Genomic DNA, 20,905 nt, shown 5'->3' with positions numbered 1-20,905 from the left:
GCAGCAGCGTCCCCATCGGCTCAACCGGGCGAAGGTTGGGCCGGGTTATCTGGAGCTGGACCTGATTCGAGGAGAACGGTCACAGCCGCTTCCAGGACGGCCACGTAGGTACGCAAGCGTTCGTTCTCTTGAACGAGGTCGTCGATGTCTACTTGGACTGGCGCGGTGAGTGGCCGTTCCGTGCCGGGTGGCGCGGTGGTCTGGCGGGCGGCGCGATCAGCGGCCAGTCGTTGGAGTAGGAGCAGGTGTTCGGGGGCGAGCTCTGCGGGCTCGGAGTCGCTGGTGGTCGCGGGTTCTGTCCCGGAATCGGTTGTCAGCGCGACGGCTTGTCCTTCCACGTCACGCCAACGGGCCGCACAGGGCCGGGCCTGTGGGTTTGGGCTGGCCGGACGACTTGGGCAGAACTCGGGCGCGGGGTCGGGATCCACAGATGCCGGCAGCGACCATGACCACGCCGGTCAGGAAGAGTGCGACGAGTGTCGCAGTCGGTTGCTGCCCCATGCGTTGCCTCCCTGAGGACGGCCTGTGATTTCGGTGTCCCAGGGAAGTACGTGGCGCAGTCCCGTCGCAGGCCGATGGTGATGAAGTTCCCGTGGGGCGGGATGAGATCGGCGTCGCCGTCAACGGTGTTCCGCCTGGCGGGATCCGCTGGCTGAGGGTCATGCAGCGAAGGTCCGACCGGGTGGACGGTGTCCGGGTGTGGCCGCGCCCGCAGGGCCTCGGGCCTTGCCCGTGGCGGGGCGTCGGAGCCGCCTGGCGGCTCGCTACCGTTGGCCCATGGACATCGGAATGAACCCCAACATGGCTTCCTCGGAGATGATTTCGCCGTCCCGGGCTGCGGGCACCTTGCGGAGCTTGGTCAAGGCACTCGCGCAGGAGGAGTCGTCCGTCATCGTGATCGGGCAGGAGGGTGTACCGCAGGCGGTGCTGGTCTCCTTCAACGGTTTTCGACGGCTGCTGGAAGCGGCGGGTGAGGCTGACGCCACGATGGTCGCGGATCGTCTGGCCTCCGCACCCGAGGCGGGCGAGGGCCTGAGCAACGCGGCGCTGGAGCAGATGGTCTTGGATGCCGAAGGCGCAGCCGTGGGCGGAGATACCTCTGCGGGAGGTACCGGTGGTGACGAAGGGGGGCCGGATGCCGACACCGGCACGGGGACATGACCTCTATCGCGCGGATCACCATCCGCAGGTCGGTCCGGACGGCCCTGGAGAGGTTGCGTCAGGCCCGGGGTCGACGACGGTGAGGTCACGGTAGTCGGTAGGTAAGCGTTTCACCGTCTGTCTGGGGAACCGCGCTCAAGGCCCACACCCACGACATCCGCGACTACCCGGTCCTCGCAATCGACGCCCTCCACCGGGCCTCGGACGAGGTCACCGGCCACGACCCTGTCGCGATGGTGAACGCCCGTGCGACTGAGCAGCGGATGCCCTTGGCCGGGTCCGACCTGGACCGCCTGACACCCCTGCCCGTATCCGTAGGTCGCATTACCTGGTCGTCGGCAGGATGGTCACCTGGATGGCTTGGCGGGCCTGCGCGAGGTTGGACAGGCACATGTCCGGGTCCGGTCCGGTGACGACGCAGCGGGCCAGAGCCGAGGCTGGCAGCGCCTCGACCGCTGCGCCCAGGCTGGTCTCCCAGTTCAGCTTGGTCATCCATGGTGCGTGCAGTTGGTCGGGGTCGGCGTACTGGCCGGTCACGGTGCCGGAGGACTCCGCACGGATGAGGGCGACGGCTGCGCTTGCGCTGCGGGTGGGTGTGATGTCGGGGTCCTGGCCGGTGGCGGTGTGGATGGCGGCGAGGAGGAGGTCCACGCCGGTGGCCAGTCGTACGAGTTCGGGGACGCTGTCGCCCTGCAGGTGGGCGGCCGTGTCGGTGACGACCGGGCCGAGCGGGGTCAACGCGATGTTTACGTGCCCTGCGCCTTGTTCGACTCCGATGGCCTGGATAGCGCGGGTCGCGAGCTGTGCGAGGTCCTGGTCGATGTCCTGGGCGGTGACGAGGTGGCAGGAGGGCTGGAGCAGGGGGTGGCCCGTGAACGCCGTCCGGACTGCTGCGGCCACCTGGGTTCGGTGCCTGGTGGTGATGGTCTGAAGGGTAATCAGGTCGCCGTCTTGGGCTTGCTCGAGCAGGACGGCGCCGGGTGCGGTGTGTGCCGCGAGGGCGACGGTGTGTGCGACGGTCCATGCGGTGTGGAGTTCTTCGGGGGTGTTGGCCTGGATTGCGCCGTAGTGGCCGAGGTTCGCGAGGGGGCGCAGGACGACGGGGTACCCGGTCCACTGTGCCGCGGCGGCTGCGTCCTGATGGGAGTCGACGCGGGTGCCCCTCGGGATGGGTAGGCCCGCTTCCGTGAGCAGGGTCCGTGCGATGGAGCGGTCTGCGGACGCGGCGGCCGACGCCTTGGAGGGGCCTCGGACGCCGAGTGATTCGGCCAGGTCGGCGGCCTGGGGCAGGGCCTCTGCGGTCAGGGCCAGCAGTCCTGCCGGCGGTTCGGCATCGGTGTCAGTGGCGATGCTGGCGGGCGTGGTCGCGTCGTATCGGCCCCAGTGCGCGGCCGGGTCGTGGAAGGTGATCGGGAGGGTCTCGGCAATGCTCCGCAGGTCAGCTTCGTGGTCCCGGCTCGGGCCGACGATGAGTACTGCGGGGGATGGGGGCACGGGTTGCTTCTCCTTGTTCGCCGTAGGGGTCCGTCGTCGCTTGCGGTCGTCGCCAGGTTTCCTCGGTGCCGGTCAGGCACAGGGGTTGTCGCTGAGGTGACGACGCCCAGGTGAGGGCTGGCGGTTGCGGTCACGGGTCCGGTGCTCTGTCGCCCGTGTCCGGGTTGTTCGGGTCAGGGCATCTGGTCAACTGGTTTGGGTGGGACGAGAAAGACGAACCGGTAGCCAGAGGCCGCGTCTAGGGGGCGGGTCATCAAGAGTGTGATCAGCGTCGGGCCCCACGTCGGGTGGTTGAACAGGCGTGTGTCGCCGTTCGGGTGGATGTACTCGTCGTCCATCGAGAGCTCCAGGAGCTCGCGCAGTGGCGCGTCGGTCGCGACCGCGCCCTCGAGTTCACGCTGAAGTTCGGCAAGACCCGGATCCCAGGGTGAGACGGCCAGCGCGGCGCGCAGCTGGCGCAGGAAGGGCAGTGCCCATCCGGTGTCCCAGTCCAGCAGAATGGTGTCCCTCACGTCCTTGTTGAGCAGGATATAGCGCATGACGTTGTCCGGCGGCTCCGTTTCGGCCCAGCTTTCCCGGAACGCCTGGTTGGTCAGTTCGATGTCCCAGGAGCGGTTGGACAGGTATCCGGGCAGGACGCTGGAGTCGAGTGCCAACTGGTAGGCCGGCACCGAGGTGAGCTGGCTGGTGAACGGCTGCGGAGGTTCCTGCCCGGTGGCCAGGAGGAACATCGCGTGCCGCTCGTGGGCACTCATCTGCAGCGTGGTGGCCACGCGGTCCATGTCCTCGGGCTCCCAGCGGACCAGGCCGCGCTCGAAGTCGCCGTACGACCGGACGGACACCCCGAGCATTGAGGCTGTGCGTTCCTGTGAGAGGCCGGTACGGCGCCTGCCCCGGGTCGTGATGGCTTCCGCCGGCGGGCCCGCATCGACGGCGCGCCGGCATCTTGCCAGCAAAGCCTGGAACAGTTCCTTCTGGTCCGGCAGAGCCGTTGCCTCGTTGTTCCCCTGACCTGCGGTCATCACTGACGTTCCCCCCTTTTCCCAGGCGCCGACGACCGTCGCCGACGTTGTTCCTGATCTTTCGGCGACGGCCGCCCGGCGCGGTTCATCGCCCAAGCATCGCTGTCTGCCAGGCCGCGACGGCGCTCAGGTAAGCCTTCCTGGCGTGCAACTTCCGGAAGGGTGCCTTCCTGGCCAACGGCGGCCAGTTCGACTACATCTTTAAGACCACGGGACGGTCTGGCAGCTCCTTTCGCCATTCGTCGCAATAACCGCACACGCTCACAGACCTGGGGGGCCTGATGATGCCGAAGCCGCCGCATGGGCTTCAAGCCCATGATCACGAACAGAACAGCTCTGCGGAACGCGCCTACAGGGTGCTTCAAGTACTGCTCGAGCTCGGCCCGGGCTCGCACACGCTCGCCGAGGTGATCGCCCGCAGCGGGCTCACACGCTCCACCGCCCACCGCATCCTTCAGTCCGGCGTGCGGACGCGCACCTTCGTCCAGCCGACCTACGGCTCCTACGCCGTCGCCCACTCCGGCGCCACCGGGCACAGCCAGGACTCGCTAACCGCCCTGCCCGCCGGTTCCCGGGCAATCTCCGAGGAACTTGGCCACCTGCAGCGCCGAACGAACCAGGTCGTCACCCTGCACAGCCACCTCCTGCTGGGCATGCCCAGCAGGATCTGCGTCGACATCGCCCACGGCAACCGCCACGACTTCGCGGCCGCGCTGGCGACCTCCGACGCGGGACCTGTCCTTCGTCGGGCACCTCTGCACCAGGACGCCGCGGGCCTGGTCATGCTCGCCAACCTCGACGACCTGAGCGCCGGCAACGCGGTCCTGAGGCGTATCAAGATCCAGGGTTACGCACGCACGCAGTCGCCTGTCACGGGGTGGGAAATGCTCTCTGTACCGCTGTGGCGCGGTTCCGTCCTCGTCGGCTCCGTCAGTCTCCTCGCCCCTGACGCCTACCTGCAGCGACGCGCCGAGCGCCTGGCCGACGCCACGATGGACGCCGCCGCGGCCCTGTCCCGGCGACTGGAGCACAACCGCGCACAGCGTCAGATCATGCCGATCATGCAGCACGCCAGCTGATTCATAGGCCTTGGGGGAACATTCAATGAGCCGTTCAGTCCTTGTCACCGGCGCAAGCCGGGGCATCGGCCTCGCCATCGCGCAGGCATACCACGCCGCCGGTGACCGGGTCGCGATCACCTACCGCTCCACTCCCGCTCCGGACGGCTTCCTGTCCGTGCCCTGCGACATCACCCAGCCCAACCACATCGAAACGGCGTTCGCCGCGGTCGAAGAGCAGCACGGCCCGGTCGAGGTTCTCGTGTCCAACGCGGGAATCACCCGCGACAAGCTGCTGCTCACGATGTCCGAAGACGACTTCACCTCGGTGCTGGACACCAATCTCACCGGCGCCTACCGGGTGGCGAAGTTGGCGGCCCGCAGGATGATCCGCCGCCGCGAAGGCCGGATCCTGTTCATCTCCTCCGCGTCCGCCCTCTACGGGCAGGCGGGACAGTCCAACTACACCGCCTCCAAGGCGGGTCTGATCGGCTTCGCCCGATCACTGGCACGCGAGCTCGCGCCCCGGGGCATCACGGTGAACACTCTCTCCCCCGGCCTGACGGACACTGCGATGCTCAACACGCTGGGCGCGGAGAAGGTCGAGGGCCTGGCCGCTCAGGTACCGCTGGGACGGCTGGCCCGCCCGGAGGAGATCGCGCGGGCGGCCCTGTTCCTCACGTCTCCGGACGCCGGCTACATCACGGGCCAGGTCCTGGCCGTCGACGGCGGCGTGTCCATGGGTCACTGAGTCCCGACGCCGACTGGCCGCAGCCGCCGGCTGGGCCACCTGCACCAGGATCTGGGACGAGATGAGAGGCTGATCATGATCTGACGCGCCGTGCGGCCCGCTCTGTGAGAGCACGGGCCGCTGGGCTGCCGCCTGCACACCGGTGTTACCAGCACCGGTTCCGGCGGCACGCCCCTCGCATCACCGCTGGCGGATGACCGAGTTCGCGCTCATGTCATCTCCGGTGACGACCCGGGCGGCCGTCCTCCAGAGAGGACCTGCCACCCGGTGTACCGCCCGGTCACGGGCGGGTCCAACAGGCCATGCCAGCCCTGGGAGCGATCGCAGGCCCCAGGGGTCGTGCTGCCTCCACCTCCAGCAGAGACACCTCGATGATGCCTGAAACCATTCCGGTTTGTCACGCAGGCGCAAGCGCGCCCGGTACCAGATCTACCGCCTGTGACGCCCAGTCAACACGCCGTATCCCGGATGAAGGCACTGACTCCGTCAGGTCCCCCGTGGGACTGGAACCTCTACGGCTGGACGAGCCGATGAGGCTGCGCCTTCGGGCGGCCGTTCACGCCGTCCTCCGCTCGCCAACGACGACACGTCTGAACGACACCGACCGGCTGCTGCGGATCGTCACCATCGCCAAGGCCGAACTCGCCCGGACCTGCGCCACCACCTCGGCCGCCCCCGAACTCGCCCGCTGGCTCGGTGTGTCCGCCTCCGCCGTCCACCAGTCCCTCGCCCGCCAGCGAGCGGCATCCACGCTCGTCACCCGCCAGCGGTTCCGCGAGGCCGGAACCGTACAGGGCCTGCTCGTCGGAGTCCCTGAGCAGATCGCGGCACTGCGGGCGGGCGACCGCCTCCACCCGCTCGCCCTCGACCGCCCCGCGCTGGCCACGCTCCTGCGCCTCATCGAGCGGCTCTTCGGCCCGGGCTGGCACCACCGGGACGGCCGCGAGACCCCGCCCGGGCTGCTGGCCTCCCGCACGGGCCGCGGCGCCCCCACCGACCGGCTCGCCCTGCTCCTCCTCGTCCTGGAGGCCCGGCCCGACGGGCGGGTCCGGCTGTGCTCCGGCCGGGTGTGCAAACGTGGACGGGCCGCGGCGACGCTGGCCAGGCTCCTCGGCAACAACTGCACCCCTGCGGGCGCTGCAGGGGTCCTCCAGCGCCTCCAGAGCGCCGACACGATCCGCCTGGTCAGATGGGCGACCCGTAGTCAGCTGCACCAGCGCAGCGCCATAGTGGTGCCGAACGTCGTGGAGGACTGGGCGACGCTGAAGGCCGCCAGGCGTCGAGCCTCCGTTTCCCAGGGCACCACCGGTGCTGCTGTCACGCGGCCACGCAGGCGCTCTGCCGCCACGCCCCCGCAGGTAGCGGGACCGGGCCTGCCCGGCAGCGCCGAGTTCGCAGAGAACTGCGCTGGTGAAGCCCTTCACGCCTCTCACGCCGGTCACCGCGGCAGCCCAGGTCAGGCTGATGTCGCGGATGGTGTTTCCGGCGAAGCCGAGACCGGGGCTCCCACCATTGACGGTGGAGCGCGTGCGCACGCGAGGAAACCCGGTATGGTCCAGACGCGGCCTGGCAACGCCCCAACCACTGCGGTGCCGGCCACGTTCAGGCCCGCTCGCACGCCTGAACACCGGTCCAAGGCGACGCTGTCGCAGCTCAGCCTGTCGAAGACGGTCTACCGCGTGCTGCAGGAAGCCGCCGCTCTGCTGCCTCGGATGACCGCGTGGGAGCAGCGGGAGGCTGCTCGGGCCGCTGGTGCGGCGGTCCGGGACGTCGCGGGCGATGCCGGGCGGGTCGCGCGGCGCCTGCGGTTCAGGTTCGCCTCCGCCGCCTCGATCGCCAGCCCGTACGGATGGCTGGTCAGGATCGGGCTTCGCCGGATCAGCGATTGCCGGCGGGTCGAATGCGAGAGCGCGGTCGATGTCGTAACAGGCCTGGAGTGTGCCGCGTGCGGGTATCTCGCCGAAGGCCTGATCAGCCGGTCACGGCATGGCAGTACACCTGCCGGGAGCCGGTCCGGGCCCGCGGTCGCCGGGCTGGCTGCATCAGAAGCCGAAGGCCTGGAGGTCCGGCAGATCGGTGCTGTCCGGGCGGAGCCGGCCCGACTGGCCGCGCCCTGCCCGGACTGTGGTGCCTCTGACGCGGCGGGGCTGTGCCCGGGCTGCTCGCGAGGGCGGGCCATCAAGGCCGGTATCAGCGAGTGCATCAACCTCGCCTTGGCTGCCCACGCCGACCTGCGCGACTACACCAGCGTCCGCACGGTCTGGGAGCGGACCCGCTCGGAACTGAGGAGCGTCCGGCACGAGGCCCGGAACGACACCGAGGACATGCAGATCGCGGAAGCTAGTGAGCTGCTCGCCGTGGCCTTCATGCGCGACCGCTACCGCCAGGACGCCCTTCTCCGATTCGCACACTCGCCTACCGTGGCTGCCGAGTCCCGCGGCGCCTACGCCGCCATGATGCGCTCCAGACACCGCTTCGGCTCTGTTTCCGCCGCCCGTCGGGCCGCTGCGGCAGCGGCTACGGCAGCGGCGGACCGGGCGGCCAGGCTCCTACTCGACCACCGCATGGCCACGGTGACCAGGATCCGCTCGTCGGTGGCTGCCCGGTCCAGCACAGCCGCAGCCCACCGTTCCTCCGCCTGTCCGACCTGGCGTACAGCGGTCAGTGCACCATCCACGCCGCGGTCTACCGGACCCGACGAGGATGGGATGTGCAACGCCGCTCCTGTGAACGAAGACTGACTGCCGAACACTCACTGCCGATGCTCGGGAGGCGGCTCTGGCCGACACGGACGCGGTGCGCGCCCTGCTCTGGCTGGATCCCCTGTGCGGTAGGGCTGGGGTGCTACGTGGTGGTTCGTGCCAGAACCCCAAGGCGGGCAGTTTCAGCCGAAACCGCAGTGTCCCCTACGCGAAAGGGAAATCGCCGTTACGGTATGCATGCCCTCAACTACTTGCTGTGGGAGTCTGCTTGGGATGCCGCTTCTGGCCGGCGGCACCGCGTGGAGGAGGACGGGATTGACCCGAGCATCTGTACCGCCATGGGGTACCACCCGCATGGGGCCCTTTCAGGAGACCGAGCCCGTGCCCCGGCTCACCGCCGTAATCGACCCGGAGACCCAGGTAGCCGTGTACTTCGACGACCAGGGCCGCAAGATCGAACTCGGGGCGCACGGGACCAGCACGAACGCGACCGGTCCGACGAGCACCGGCGGCGGTGACGGCAAGAGCGGAAAGCAGAACCAGCCGACCGACGTGGACACCATGACCTCGAACGACCAGGACCAGGGCACCCGCTGATGCCGGAGGACCGGCAGCGGGCCGTCCTGGTCCTCACCGATCCCTACGACGTCACGGCCGACGTGGTACTGCGTGTCCTGGCCGGGCGGGGTGTTCCGGTGGTCAGGGCGGATCCTGGTGTCGATCTCCACACCGGTGCCGTGCTGTCCGCCCGTTACCTCGCGGGCGGACAGCACGGCACCCTCGTCACTCCCACCCGCACGCTCCACCTCGACCTGGTCCGTTCCGTCTGGTTCCGCCGTCCGTCGGCGTACGAGGCGCCGGAGGGGATGGACGGCCAGGACGCGGTGTTCGCCCGCTCGCAGGCGTACTGGGGTGTCGGCGGCGTCCTCGCCTCCCTGCCCGGTGCCCACTACGTCAACCACCCGTGGCGCGTGCGTGAGGCCGAGCACAAGGCGGCGCAGCTCGCCACGGCTCTGCGTGTGGGTTTTCGGGTGCCGGCGACGGTGATCACGACCAGCGCGCGGGAGGCGCGGGAGTTCTGCGCGGGTCAGGCCGGTGGTGCCGTGTACAAGCCGTTGTGGAACTCACCGTACTGCGGGGAGGGCGGGGAACCGTTGCAGGCGTGGGTGGCCGAGGTGCGGGCGGAGGAGATCACGGATGCCGTCATGGCCTGCCCGCACCTGTTCCAGGCAATGGTCGACAAGGCTTTCGATGTCCGGCTCACGGCGGTGGGCGGGCGGTTGTTCGCGTCCCGGATCGACAGTCCGGACCTGGACTGGCGGCGGCGCCAGGACCTGATGACCCATACCCCGGTGCCGGTGCCCGAGGACGTCGCCGAACCGGTGGCACGCTACCTCGATGCGTTCGGCTTGGTCTTCGGCGCGTTCGACTTCGCCGTCGATCACGGTGGCGCCTGGCATTTTTTCGAGTGCAATCCGAACGGGCAGTGGGCCTTCCACCCGGCGGCGACGACCGACGCCATCGCGGAGGCCATCGCCGACGAACTCCAGAGAGGCCGTACCCCGTGAGCAGCCCTGCCGAACTGCGTGCCGCCCTGGCCGACGAACTCACCGAGGACGGCGTCCTCACCGATCCGAAGTGGCGGGCCGCCGTCGCGGCCGTACCGCGCGAGGCGTTCGTCGATCAGTACTTCCTACCGGTGCCGGAGAGCGTACCGACCGCCTACGCGCCGGTCCTACCCGGTGCTCCCGGCTTCCTGTCGACCGTCTACTCGGACGAGACGCTGGTGACCCAGCTCGACGGCCATCTTCGGCCGGCCGATGCCGAGGGGCCGGTCACCGGGTTGCCGTCGTCGTCGTCCACGCTGCCCTCCCTGGTCCTGGAGATGTGGCAGCAGCTCGGTGTCGAAGACGGCCACCGGGTACTGGAGATCGGCACCGGCACCGGCTACTCCACGGCCCTGGGCGCCCACCGTCTCGGGGACGGCAACGTGGTCAGCGTCGAGGTCGACGAGGGGGTGGCCGCGCGCGCCGCGGCGTCGCTGAAGACCGCCGGCTTCGCGCCCACCCTGGTCGTCGGTGACGGCTTGGCCGGGTACCAGGACGGCGGCCCGTACGACCGCCTGATCGCGACCTGCTCGGTGCGCACCCTCCCCCTGCCCTGGCTCTACCAGGTCCGGCCCGGCGGGAAGATCCTGGCCACCTTCTCCGGATGGAGCTTCGGTTTCGGCCAGGCCCTGCTGACCGTCACCGAGCCGGGGTGCGCCAGCGGCCGGTTCCTGCCCGGGTACATCAGTTTCATGATCGCCCGTCAGCACGACCGGCCCCCGCGCGGCAGCCTCACCCTCATGGCCGGGGACGAACAACCGGCTGGGGTCGATCCTGCGATCCTGTCCGACTGGACCGGCAAGTGGGTGGCGCAGCTCGCCGCCCCTTCCGCCGAGATCCTGGGGGCCGGCGGCCACCAGATCCTGATGGACGTCGCCACCGGCTCCCACGCCCGTACCACGCCGAACCCCGACGGCGGCTGGACTGTCGTTCAGCGCGGGCCCCTGCGGCTCTGGGACCAGGTCGAGGCCGCCATCCAGCAGTGGCAGCGTCACGGCGCCCCGCACCAGGAGGGCTTCGGCATCACCATCGACGGCGACGGCCAGCGTGTGTGGCTCGGTGCCGAGGACGGTCCCGCCTGGAACCTCCCCGTCTAGCGGCGTTCCTGGTCGATCAGTTCGATGTAGCGGTGGTACTGGTCGTCGGCGGCGGGTTTGTTGCTGACGAGGGTTCCTTCTTCCATGCGGTAGGTGCGGTCGGGGTCGCCGCGGAAGGAGAGCCAGTTGAAGCTGGTGGCGATCCAGGTGTCGTCGAAGATGAGGATCTTCGCGTGGGTGGCTTTCAGACGGGCGACGGTGAGCTTGGCGGGGTAGCGGTGGGCCAAGTTCTCAAGCTTGCGTACGGCGGTGGGGTCAGTCTTGGTGTCGTTTTCCTCGTAGCCGTAGGCGATGTGGACGGTGGTGCCGCGTTTGAGCCGGGCCTCGAGTTTGCTCAGGAAGTCGGTGGTGATGATGGCGTTCTTGATCCATGGGGAGATGATCAGGATCCGCTGGCGGGCTCGGGTGAGGGCTTCGTCCAGCAGTTCGGGGTGTTCGAACACGCTGATGGCGCGGACCTGGTCTCGGTGTATGGCGAGTCCGGCTTGGCTCTGGCCCTGCAGCTGTTCGGTGTCGAGTTGGGCGGCGGCCTGTTCGGCGCGCAGCCGGGTGACTTGTGGCAGGTCGATGCGGGCGCGTTCGAGTTCCGGGGTCAGGGCGGGGCGTTCGGGTGCGGGTTCGACCTGGATGCCGAGGGCCTTGGCGCCGCCGTGGTTGAGCAGGGCGATCTCGTGGGTGTGGCTGAGCTCGCCGTCGACGACGACGCCGAGTTGGATGTCGGTGCGCTCGGGGTCGGCGTACACGAGGAGCTTGGCCGGCATGACGCGGCGGGCTTTGGCCTGGGTGGCCTTGCGGACGAGAAGGACTTCGCGGTTGGTGGTCCCGCGTTCGCGCAGCAGTGCGTTGATGTCGGTGACCGGGATGTCGCTGGCCTCCACGAGCCCGGCTCGGGGCGCGGGCAGCAGCAGGACGCCTTCTTCCTCGGCCTGGCGGTGGGGGATGATCGTGTGGCGGTCGTAGGGCTTGGCCTTGCCGAGGAGCTGGTCGTAGACGAGTGGCTGGTCGACCCGTACGGGGGTGATGGCGGCCATGTCGCGGGCGGTCTGCTGGCCGCGGGCGGTCAGGCGTAGTCGGCGGGCGGGTGGCTGGTTACCCGTCCCGAGCCGGGGCGCTGCGTAGGTGAGGAGGTCGTCGGAGAACTGTCCGGCGATGGTGTGGTTGACCATCCGTTGGGGCAGGCCGAGGATTCCGGCGATGGCGTCCTCGGTGTCGACGTTCTCGCCGACGAGGTGGAGGACGAACTCCTTGAGCAGGGGCAGCGGTTTGCGGTCCTGGGCAAGGATGTCGGCGGTGACCAGGGCGACGGGGATGCCGGCGTCGACGATGGCGACGAGTTCCAGGCCCTGGCGGTCGTTGTGGAGGCGGATGTGCAGGAGGCTGTTGTCGCTATAGGTAGGCATCGCGGATCTCGCACTCCTGCGGGTGGCTGGACATGTAGTCGAGGACGTCGCGCAGCGCGCCGGGCTTGCTGCGGCAGAACGTGGCGTCGCCCACCACGATGAGGCCGAATCGGGCTCGGGATAGTGCGACGTTGATGCGGCGCCAGTACGGCTGGCCGAGGAAGCCGAAGTCGGAGCGGTCGTTGCTGCGGGTGACGGAGAAGACCGCGAGGTCGCATTCGCGGCCCTGGACGGCGTCGACGGACAGCACTTCGACGGCGAGGTGTTTGAGCCTCACCTCGGCCAGCTGCCGGTTGAGTTCTTCGACCTGCCGGCCGTATGGGGCGATGGCCAGGACGTCCAGCTTGTGGCCGGGTGTGGTCTTGATCAGCTGCCGGTCGATGGCCTTGTCGATCGTCTCCAGGCGCCTGACTGCGAGCTTTGCCTCGGTGCGGTTGGAGATGCTGGTCTCGGTGCTGGTGCGTTCGGATTCGCGGCGGGTGGGGAGCTTGGCGGTGTCGAGCCACAGCACCGGTTTGTTGATCTGGTCGTAGCCGGGCAGTGTGTGGGGGTTGGGTGACAGGAGTTTCTCGCCGTAGAAGCAGGTGGAGATCATGTTCCCGATGGCCGGGGTCATTCGGTACTGCTCGCGCAGCAGGTGCTGGACGGGGTATTTGGTGTGGGTCGCCAGGTACTGGAACAGGGTCGTGGTCACCAACTCGGGGATGAGCTGGTAGTCGGCCATGATCTTCTTGTCGCGCAGAAGGTCCTCGTCGATGGGCGGCAGCTGGCGGGTGTCGCCGACCAGTACCCAGCGCTTGGACCGGGCGAGTGGGACGAGGGCTTCGGTGGCGGTGGCCTTGGAGGCCTCGTCGAAGATGCACAGGTCGAACTCGAGGTCCCGTGCTGCCGGGTGGCCCAGGAAGCCGATCGCGGTACCGCCGACGACCTGCCGGGTGCGCAGGAACTCGGCGAGCAGGTCCTGGTCGGTGCCGATACGCTGCAGCCACTGGCCCTGCAGCCGCAGCAGCCGCATCAGGTCGCGGCCGCTGCCGGCGGGGCCGAGGAGTGCCTCCACAGCGTCGCGGGCCTCTTCGGGGGTGAGGTTCTCGCGCAGGGTGAGGTCGCCGGCGAGAACGCGTTGGGCCTCGGTGTACAGTTCGTGGCGCTGGTCGGTGAGCTGGTCGCGTCGGGCCCGGACGGTGACAAGTTCTTCGCCGAGGTCGCGGGCGGAGGTGGTGCGTTCGGGCGCGGGCCTGTTGTTGAGCTCTTCGAGCTTGAGGGTGACGTGGTTCAGATCGGCGGCGACCGAGGCGAGTTCTTCCAGGGTGAGGGCGGCCTTGAGGTGGCGTGCTTCGAGGCCGCCGCGGGTGGCGACACCGTCGAGGTAGGACTCCGCGCGGGCCCGCACCTGCTGGGTCCACTTCTTGACCTGGCGGTCCAGCAGAAGGTGCTGGGCGCTGTCGGCGACCCTGGGGTCGTCGGGCCGCCCGAGGCGCACGAGGCCCTGGACGCCAGCCTCCTCGATGCGGCGCAACGCGTTGTCGATCGCGATGTGGGTCTGGCTGACGATGAGAATGCGGGCGGTTGGGTCGCGTTTGAGGGTCTGTTCGACGATCTCGGCGATGACGGTCGTCTTCCCGGTCCCGGGCGGTCCTTCGACGAGCAGGAGGTCTTGGGAGCCGAGGGCATGGAGGACCACGTCGCGTTTGCTCTTGTCCAGGTCGGCGCGAAACCAGTGGGTGACGTCGGCGGGCGGGCGTGAGGCGATGGCGGCGGGGCTGTCGATGATGTCGCGCAGGAGCCGGTTGGTGCTCTGTCCGGCCATGATGGTGGCCAGGGCGTCCCGTTGTCGGTTCAGGGCCTGCTGGCTGGGTCCGAGGAAGGGCAGCAGTACGCCGCGGTCGGGCACTCGGATGGTGGGGCGGGCGAAGCGGATCGCCACGGTCTCCTCGGACTGGACCGTCACTTCGCCGCGTTCTACGGGCCGGGCCTGCGCGAACGGGGCGATGGACCATTCCTCGCCGACCGGCGGTGCGGTGCCGGGCTTGGCCAGTTGGAACACCCTGGTGCGGCCGTTTCCGGTGACCCGGTCGTACTCCAGGATCTGGCGTCCGCCGGCGGCGACCTCCTCGCGGGCGTCCAGGAGTCTGCGCCACCCTTCGAACAGGTCTCCGAGGCTGTGTTCCTGGTCGTCGTGGTCTGCTTTCTGGGGCCGGGCGAGGTGGTCGTCGAGGTGGTCGAGGAGCAGGTTGCGGCCCTGATAGGCGGGTTCCTCGCCCGGGTCGTCGAAGGTCCAGGTGAGGATCGGCGGCAGTGCCAGGACGCGTTTGCGCTGCCGGGTCATCCACTCTTCTGACTTGGTGAGTGCCTGGACGACGACGACGCGTTCGGGGTACTGGTCGTCGGCGCGCAGCCGCAGGAACCACGAGTTGCCGAACAGGCGCAGCGTGCTCTGGTCGGTCTCCTCGGTCTGGGGGTTGTAGCCGTAGTCGACGTGTACGGTGCCGGACAGGTCGGCGAGGACGGCGGCCTTGGCGCGGGCCCAGTCCGGTTCGGCGTCTTTGGGGGTCTCGCTGAGGTTCTCGGCGGCGGAGCGGGTGAGCTTCAGCCACAGGAAGTTGCTCCTGCGGGACTGGCGGCCTGCGCAGATGTGCTCGGCGTCCAGGAGCCGTTGTTCGAGGACTGCAGCGTTGGCCGGGCGCTGCCGCGGGTCGAAGTCGATGCAGGAGCGCAGGATCTCGCGGAATTCGGTGGCGAGGTCCAGTTCGTCCAGGGCCGGGACGAGGTCGGGGTAGTCGCGGGCCTTGCTGCCGGACAGCGTCTGGATGGCGAGGACGCCGTAGCCGAACACGTCCCGGACATAGGGGACGGCGTCCTCCTGCTCCGGTGGGGAGTACAGGTTGGAGCGGTATTCGGCGACGGTCTCGTCGTTCACGGCGACCTTGGAGCGGATCTTGGCGATTCCAAAGTCCGCGAGCTTGGGCACTCCGGCGTCGGTGAGCAGCACGTTGCCCGGTTTGAGGTCGCGATGTTCGATGTTCAGGGAGTGCGCGTGCGCCAGTGCGCTCGCCAGTGGCTTGCCGATTCGCTCGAAGAAGGAGTCCCAGCCGACGGGTCGGCCAGCCTGCAGATCGTCCTTCAGGCTGCGTTCCACCCACTCCAGTGCGATGTAGTAGCGCTCCAGGAGCGGGTCCCAGCCTGAGTCCAGCATCCGCACGATATGGGAGTGCTCGAGGGCTTTGAGCGCGGTGGTCTCTCGTTCCAGGAAGACTTTTGTGATCTCGTCGTCGCGCCGCTTCAGTAGCTTGACCGCAGCGAACTGCCGGTCGCTGTCGCTGCTGGATGTGTCGACCGCCTTGCGGACCTCCGACAGGCCGCCGCTTCGCGCGCTACCTCCCAGTAGCAGGAATCGACCGTTGATCACCTGTGATCCCACGCACTCTCCTTGTCCAGCACCGGTGGCAACACGCCGGTCCCGCCATCCTGCCAGCCAGGGCCACCTCGGTTGGACGATTCGGCCGATCGGCGCTTCATCGTGCTGGTGCGCGCCGGTTCCGGCCCTGATGCCGCAAACCCTGGCCGGAATCGGCGCGGACACCGAATCCGATGGCAGGAGCGAGACGAGGTGGTCCAGGGTGCGGGAGCGGGCCTGCCAGGACGTTGTTCGGTAGAGATCGAACGCGGCCTTTCGTACCGTCACGCCCGGCGTGCCGGTTCCTCCCGCTCACCGGACTGTCCTAGGCATCTGGCAACATGCGGTGGAACCCAACTCCGTGATCGAAAGTGAGCAGCACGATGAACCGTACCGAGGTCGTAGCAGCAATCGCAGACCGTGCCGAGGTCTCCAAGAACGATGCCGACGCAGTGCTGTCGGCGTTCGCCGAGATCGTCGGCGAGGTCGTCAGGAAGGGCGACGAGAAGCTCACGATCCCCGGTTTCCTGACCTTCGAGCGCACCCACCGCGCCGCCAGGACGGCCCGCAATCCGCAGACCGGTGAGCCGATCGAGATCGCTGCCGGCTACAGCGCCAAGGTGACGGCCGGCTCCAAGCTGAAGGCCGCCGCGAAGTAGCAAGCCGCGGCCCGGGCGCGCCTCGCCGACCCGGGCCGCCTTGGCCGCTGCCAGATCAACCGCCGACCGAAGCGCGGGGTGTCACCGCGACGGAACCACCGGCGCAGCCAGCTGGCTCCCCCACCAAGCCCTCCGCTACCTCACGCAGCGACCCCGTGCAGTCCGACAGTTCCCGGGCCGGCCGGTGCTCGCCGAGCGACTCCGCCCGCTCCAAGGCCCGGCCTCCCAGCCCGGGCGGCCGGCACTGGTCCCGGCCAGGTACAACGGCGGACTGCCGTCGGCGGTGTACTGGCGTGGGTACTCGATCAGTCTCGCCGCACGCCACCGGATTCGGCGAGGTCCGGTCGGCTGAGGAGGAGGACTGTGACGACGGCGTGGGTGCGACTGCCGGCGCCTATCACGGTGACGGCTCGGGTGATGACACTGCCGATGGTGTCCTGGCTGATACCGGCCAGGCGTGCGACGGTGCGGACTTCGTGGGTGGCGAGCAGAGTGAGGACCTGGAGCATGCGCGGGGGAAGGTCGGGAAGCTTGTCGGGCAGCGCGGCGCGCAGCTCAGTGGTGTCGAGCAGCCCGGTGGTGATGAGGTCGGCGATGGTGCGAGTGCGGTCGCTGCGGCCGTGGCGGTGCATCAGCCTGGACATGGTGTTGGAAGCCCTAGCGATGGAGCAGCCGAGTTCCTCGGCGGCGCTTTCGTAGGTGTGTCCGAGGGCGATCAACTGGGCGAGGGCGTGTCCGTATTCGTTCAGCCCGGTGATGGCCGTGGCGGAAGTGCTGAGGACTCCGGTGCGGCTGAGCAGTACCCGGCGTGCACCGCTGGCCTTCGCTGCGGGCGGTGCGGGGTCGGTGGTGAGGTTATGGGGGCCGTTCATTCTGTCCGTTTGTCCGCTCTGGGCCGCGCACACCACCACCCGGGAGGCCTCACAGCGGGCCTGCACCCGCGATGGTGCAGGCCCGCCCTCTTCCCTCCTCTCACTCAGCGTGATCTTTGCCGTAGACGTGCTCGTGGAGCTGGAGCTCCCTCTGGACAGCTGGCTTCGAGCGATCCGGGTACCCGCCGCCCGGGTGGCTACCGTCAGAGGGCGTTTAGTGTGGGCTAATTGCCCTTTATGTCCTAGTAGGCTCCTCGCCAGGTTGGTGTGTTTTCGTCCGTTATGCGCTTGGTGAGAGTGTCGATCGAGGCGATGTGGATCATGGCTTCGGAGCTGGCCGGGAGGGTCTCGTAGTCGCGGGCGAGGCGCCGCCGCAGCATGATCCACCCGAGACTCCGTTCGACCACCCACCGCCTTTTCACAACGTGGAATCCGGGGATGTCGGACTTCCGGTGGACGACTTCGACGTCGATTCCGAGGCCGGCTCCATGCTCGACCATGGCGTTCTTGAAGCCGGTGTCGACCCAACTCTTGGAGATGCTCGGATAGGTCTTCTTGGCCTGATCAAAGAGCTGTATTCCCACGGCGTTCTCGGACAGGCTCGCGGCGGTGACGACCACGGCGAGGATCAGGCCGATCGTGTCAGTGAGGATCCCCCGCTTCCGACCGACGATCTTCTTCGCGGCGTCGGTTCCCTGGCTGGTCACGGGCACATTGGTGGAGGTCTTCACACTCTGAGTGTCGATCACCGAGGCGGTCGGCTCGGGCTTGCGGCCTTCCTTCACCCGGGCCAGTCCGGTGAGATCGTAGTTCACTTGGGCGAAGATTCCCTCGTCGCGCCACGCGGCATAGTAGGCGTAGACGGTGCCGTGGTTCGGGAAGTCGTGTGGAAGGTATTTCCAGGGGATTCCAGTGCGGTTGACGTAAAGGATCGCGTTGAAGACGTCGCGCAGGTCGACAGGCTGCTGCGCGGCCGTGCGCCGGCGCGAGGTGCTGGACGGCGGCACCATCGTCCTGTGGACCCGCCACGGCCCGCACTGCCCGCGCTGGTCGGCCCGCTGAACCACCCCCGCGCGCACCCGCCGACAACCCACCCGCCCCGTGCCGGCCGTGGCGGGTCCGGGTCAGGACGGGCGCGGCCCGCAGTGGCCGCAGCCGGTCCGCTCCCGGGCGGGCACGGGCCGCACCGCGGTGCGGCCCGGCCGCCAGCCGGACAGCACGTGCAGCACCCGGTCCGTCCCGGTGATCTCCAGCATCCGGGCCACCGCCGCTCCCGGGCGGGCCAGCACCAGCAGCACGCCCCGGCGCCCCGCCTCCGCGCGGGCCCGCAGCAGCGCGTCCAGGCCCGCCGAGTCGCAGAAGGCGACCCGCGCCAGGTCGACCACCACCACCTCCTGGCGCCCGCGCACCGCGAGCGCCGCCCGCAGCGCCCGGCGCAGCACCGGCGCCCCGTCCATGTCGAGTTCGCCCGCCGCCTCGACGAACCGGGTGTGCGGCGCCCCGGCGACATCGGCGGTGATCAGCGGCCCGACAAGGTCGTGCACGCGTGCCTCCAGGCGTCCGGCGGTCCCACCGCCACCGTAACGGCCGGTACTGCGCACGCCAACCGGGCGCCGCGCGCGCCGTGTGCCGCCTGTGCGGCGGCGGACACCAGGCCTGCCGGCCAACGACGGCGGCCCTGCTCCCGCCGAGGTCGTTCCGCACGACGGCTGCTCCGGTGGCCCCCGCGGCGCGTTCGGCCCCCGGCGCAGCCGTTCCGGAAGCGGCACCGGGCCTGTCCTAGGTGGTGCGGCGGTGTCGGCCGGGCTTCTTCGGCGCAGGTGGGGCGGTCGGCCGCATCACGCCGTCGCCTTCAATCCCGTTGAGGATGCGCTGCGCGGCCGGGTAGTCCGGGGCCACGGTCTCGGGGAGCCATTGGTAGCCGTCCCAGCGCATGATCAGGCGCGGTTCGTCCCGGCCGACGTGCGCACCGCCGCTACTGCCGTCGAGGCGGACGGCCTTGAGTTCGCCGACCGGCCGGAGCCCGGCCTGCCGGCGGGCGGCCCAACGCTCCAGTGGCTCTTCGTCGTTCACGCGCTGTTCCTCGTGCTCGGTGACGGCTCGCCGGCGGACGGCGTGCGTTCAGGCGGTGGCTGCGGCGATGCGCTCCCGGGTGCTGCGGGCCAGGGGGGCTCCGGGCACCGCGGCGCGTTGCTTCTGCATGGGTTCTTTCTGGTGCGCGGGCGAGAGGGTGGCGAGATGCCCTTCTCAGCCGATGGAGGGGCGGGGCGCGACGAGTGCGGCGCGCTCGCCGAGCGCGGCAGCCCCGGTGATGTTCCGCTTCGCGTAGGCGGTCATGGTCGAGCGGAGGATCGCCAGCTCCTTCTTGCTGCGGTCGGAGGAGACCTCGCCCGCCAGGTCCAGGAACTGCCCCCAGAGGGCAACTGCCTCTTCGTGGCGTCGTTGCGCGCCAACCGACTTGGCGATGTTGGCGATAGTCAGTGCCCGGGTCCGCTGGTGGATCTCCCGGAGGCGGCCGGTCATGGCCGAGCGGTAGTGCCGTTCGGCGGCGGGGTGGTCGCCCATCTCGGTCAGTGTCCTGCCCATGTGGGAGGCCACCGTGGCGGCTACGGGGCCCGATGCTGTGGCGTATCCGGGCATGTCGCTTCCAGCTCCGGCGAGCATCGCGTCCTCGGCCGCGAGCAGCGCCCGCCCCGCATCCCGGCCTTGACCGCTGGCTCCGTAGGCGCGTGCGGCCGTGACCAGCAGCAGGGCTTCGGTCTTCCGGTCGACGTGGCCGCGTGCGCGCGCGAGTCCGGCTTCGGCGAGCTGGACGGTGTGGAGCGGCTGGCCGAGGTCGAGGGCTTGGTGGGTGAGGGCGCGGAGCATCCAGGCTCCGTGGCCGGCGGGATCGGCTTCGCAGGCGAGTTGGAAGCCGAGAAGGTAGAAGCGTTGGGCGGCGCCTTCGCGGCCGACATCGTGCATCTTGAAGCCGACGAGGGTGGCGAGTTCGGCGGCTGCTCCGTAGGCGCTGCGGCGCACTTCGGTGGTGGGGTAGGTGGCCTGGAGCATCGGGACGACGGTGTCGGTGAGGTAGGAGGTTGCGGTGGTGAGGCCGTGGCCGCCGCCGAGCCGGTTGTCGGCGGCGCGGAAGCTCTCGGTGAGCTGGCGGACGGTGGCGACTTCTGCGATGCCGACGCGTCCGCCCGTTCGGGCGGCGCGCAGGGTCGCGGCGGCGGCCTGGTGGTCGTAGGTGAGGGGCAGCCCGACGGCTGCGGTGGAGAAGGCGAGGGTGAGGAAGTCGCGGCGGCGGTGCATGACCAGCCTCCCGAGGTCGGCGGCGGTGGCGAGAGGGTCGATGGTGATGGCCTCCCCGATGCTGTCGGAGCCTAGACCGATCTCGGGGACGGTGACCTTCCGCTTGAGCATTCTGGTGAGAGCTTCGGCAAGGTAGGCCGCTGTTCTGCCAGTTGGGGTTCCGCCTGCGACCCAGGAGTGAACGGCTGAGGGCGAGGTGTGCAACGTCTGGCCGGCTTCGGCGGCTACCGCCCGGACTGCCTTCGCCAGGGCTTGGTACGTACACCCGGCTTCTTCGATGACCCCTGCGAGTGCGGCGTTGGGTTGCTTACGCGGCGTCAAGTCCCGCTCCCACGAATGATCTTTAACGGATTGAACGAGGTGGGGGATGCATCACCGTACCGTCCCAGGC

At 69.3% G+C, this 20,905-nt stretch carries 17 protein-coding genes; 8 read left to right on the top strand and 9 right to left on the bottom strand.

Annotated elements, in window-relative coordinates; all coding sequences use genetic code 11:
* Positions 1-777: 777 nt before the first annotated feature.
* Positions 778-1,161 (top strand): hypothetical protein, encoded by a 384-nt coding sequence (locus ACIOGZ_RS30105; protein WP_363631285.1) that lies wholly within the window; start codon positions 778-780, stop codon positions 1,159-1,161.
* Positions 1,162-1,485: 324 nt separating this feature from the next.
* Here ACIOGZ_RS30105 and ACIOGZ_RS30100 read toward each other — a convergent pair whose 3' ends face one another.
* Positions 1,486-2,655: an acetyl-CoA carboxylase biotin carboxylase subunit family protein gene (locus tag ACIOGZ_RS30100; protein WP_400988412.1), complete on the bottom strand. Its 1,170-nt coding sequence runs from the start codon at positions 2,653-2,655 to the stop codon at positions 1,486-1,488.
* 173 nt (positions 2,656-2,828) lie between these two features.
* Positions 2,829-3,773 (bottom strand): helix-turn-helix domain-containing protein, encoded by a 945-nt coding sequence (locus ACIOGZ_RS30095; RefSeq protein ID WP_363631281.1) that lies wholly within the window; start codon positions 3,771-3,773, stop codon positions 2,829-2,831.
* A gap of 185 nt (positions 3,774-3,958) precedes the next feature.
* On the opposite strand from ACIOGZ_RS30095, the gene ACIOGZ_RS30090 reads away from it, so the two are divergent.
* The 6 genes from ACIOGZ_RS30090 to tgmC all read left to right on the top strand — a co-directional run bounded on the left by ACIOGZ_RS30090 (position 3,959) and on the right by tgmC (position 10,892).
* Positions 3,959-4,756 (top strand): helix-turn-helix domain-containing protein, encoded by a 798-nt coding sequence (locus ACIOGZ_RS30090; RefSeq protein WP_363631279.1) that lies wholly within the window; start codon positions 3,959-3,961, stop codon positions 4,754-4,756.
* A gap of 25 nt (positions 4,757-4,781) precedes the next feature.
* Positions 4,782-5,486 carry a 3-oxoacyl-ACP reductase FabG gene (gene fabG, locus ACIOGZ_RS30085; protein WP_400988410.1) on the top strand — a complete coding sequence of 235 codons (705 nt, stop codon included), beginning with the start codon at positions 4,782-4,784 and terminating at the stop codon, positions 5,484-5,486.
* A gap of 530 nt (positions 5,487-6,016) precedes the next feature.
* A complete protein-coding gene (locus ACIOGZ_RS30080) occupies positions 6,017-8,227 on the top strand; it encodes a hypothetical protein (protein WP_400988408.1) in 2,211 nt (736 codons plus the stop codon).
* A 276-nt stretch (positions 8,228-8,503) separates the two neighbouring features.
* Entirely contained in the window at positions 8,504-8,785 is a 282-nt protein-coding gene (gene tgmA / locus ACIOGZ_RS30075) for a putative ATP-grasp-modified RiPP (RefSeq protein WP_400811245.1), read from the top strand.
* The gene (gene tgmB, locus ACIOGZ_RS30070; protein WP_363631271.1) at positions 8,785-9,756 is read left to right on the top strand and encodes an ATP-grasp ribosomal peptide maturase; all 972 of its coding nucleotides are present in this window, start codon (positions 8,785-8,787) and stop codon (positions 9,754-9,756) included. Before tgmA ends, tgmB begins: the two co-directional genes overlap by 1 nt.
* A complete protein-coding gene (gene tgmC, locus ACIOGZ_RS30065; RefSeq protein WP_363631269.1) occupies positions 9,753-10,892 on the top strand; it encodes an ATP-grasp peptide maturase system methyltransferase in 1,140 nt (379 codons plus the stop codon). The genes tgmB and tgmC overlap by 4 nt, the downstream gene beginning before the upstream one ends.
* Here the strand turns inward: tgmC and ACIOGZ_RS30060 are convergent.
* Positions 10,889-12,292 (bottom strand): phospholipase D-like domain-containing protein, encoded by a 1,404-nt coding sequence (locus tag ACIOGZ_RS30060; protein ID WP_363631267.1) that lies wholly within the window; start codon positions 12,290-12,292, stop codon positions 10,889-10,891. The two genes, tgmC and ACIOGZ_RS30060, sit on opposite strands and share 4 nt — an antisense overlap.
* On the bottom strand, positions 12,279-15,710 hold the full coding sequence (locus ACIOGZ_RS30055; protein ID WP_400988407.1) for an AAA domain-containing protein: 3,432 nt from the start codon (positions 15,708-15,710) through the stop codon (positions 12,279-12,281). The genes ACIOGZ_RS30060 and ACIOGZ_RS30055 overlap by 14 nt, the downstream gene beginning before the upstream one ends.
* Before the next feature lie 359 nt (positions 15,711-16,069).
* Between ACIOGZ_RS30055 and ACIOGZ_RS30050 the strand changes: the two genes are divergently transcribed.
* A complete protein-coding gene (locus tag ACIOGZ_RS30050; RefSeq protein WP_363631265.1) occupies positions 16,070-16,345 on the top strand; it encodes an HU family DNA-binding protein in 276 nt (91 codons plus the stop codon).
* Between the two features lie 305 nt (positions 16,346-16,650).
* Here ACIOGZ_RS30050 and ACIOGZ_RS30045 read toward each other — a convergent pair whose 3' ends face one another.
* From ACIOGZ_RS30045 to ACIOGZ_RS30025, 5 genes are all read right to left on the bottom strand, one after another.
* On the bottom strand, positions 16,651-17,217 hold the full coding sequence (locus ACIOGZ_RS30045; RefSeq protein WP_400988405.1) for a hypothetical protein: 567 nt from the start codon (positions 17,215-17,217) through the stop codon (positions 16,651-16,653).
* Between the two features lie 242 nt (positions 17,218-17,459).
* Complete coding sequence (locus tag ACIOGZ_RS30040; RefSeq protein ID WP_400988403.1) at positions 17,460-18,284, bottom strand: IS5 family transposase; 825 nt, start codon at positions 18,282-18,284, stop codon at positions 17,460-17,462.
* 57 nt (positions 18,285-18,341) lie between these two features.
* On the bottom strand, positions 18,342-18,761 hold the full coding sequence (locus tag ACIOGZ_RS30035; protein WP_400988402.1) for an STAS domain-containing protein: 420 nt from the start codon (positions 18,759-18,761) through the stop codon (positions 18,342-18,344).
* 235 nt (positions 18,762-18,996) lie between these two features.
* A complete protein-coding gene (locus ACIOGZ_RS30030; RefSeq protein ID WP_400988400.1) occupies positions 18,997-19,290 on the bottom strand; it encodes a DUF6087 family protein in 294 nt (97 codons plus the stop codon).
* Positions 19,291-19,464: 174 nt separating this feature from the next.
* Positions 19,465-20,835 carry a tetratricopeptide repeat protein gene (locus ACIOGZ_RS30025; protein WP_400988398.1) on the bottom strand — a complete coding sequence of 457 codons (1,371 nt, stop codon included), beginning with the start codon at positions 20,833-20,835 and terminating at the stop codon, positions 19,465-19,467.
* Between the last annotated feature and the right edge of the window lie 70 nt (positions 20,836-20,905).

The sequence above is a fragment of the Kitasatospora sp. NPDC088160 genome, assembly GCF_044741445.1.
Taxonomy (GTDB): domain Bacteria; phylum Actinomycetota; class Actinomycetes; order Streptomycetales; family Streptomycetaceae; genus Kitasatospora.
This window is presented reverse-complemented; position numbering and strand designations above follow the sequence as displayed.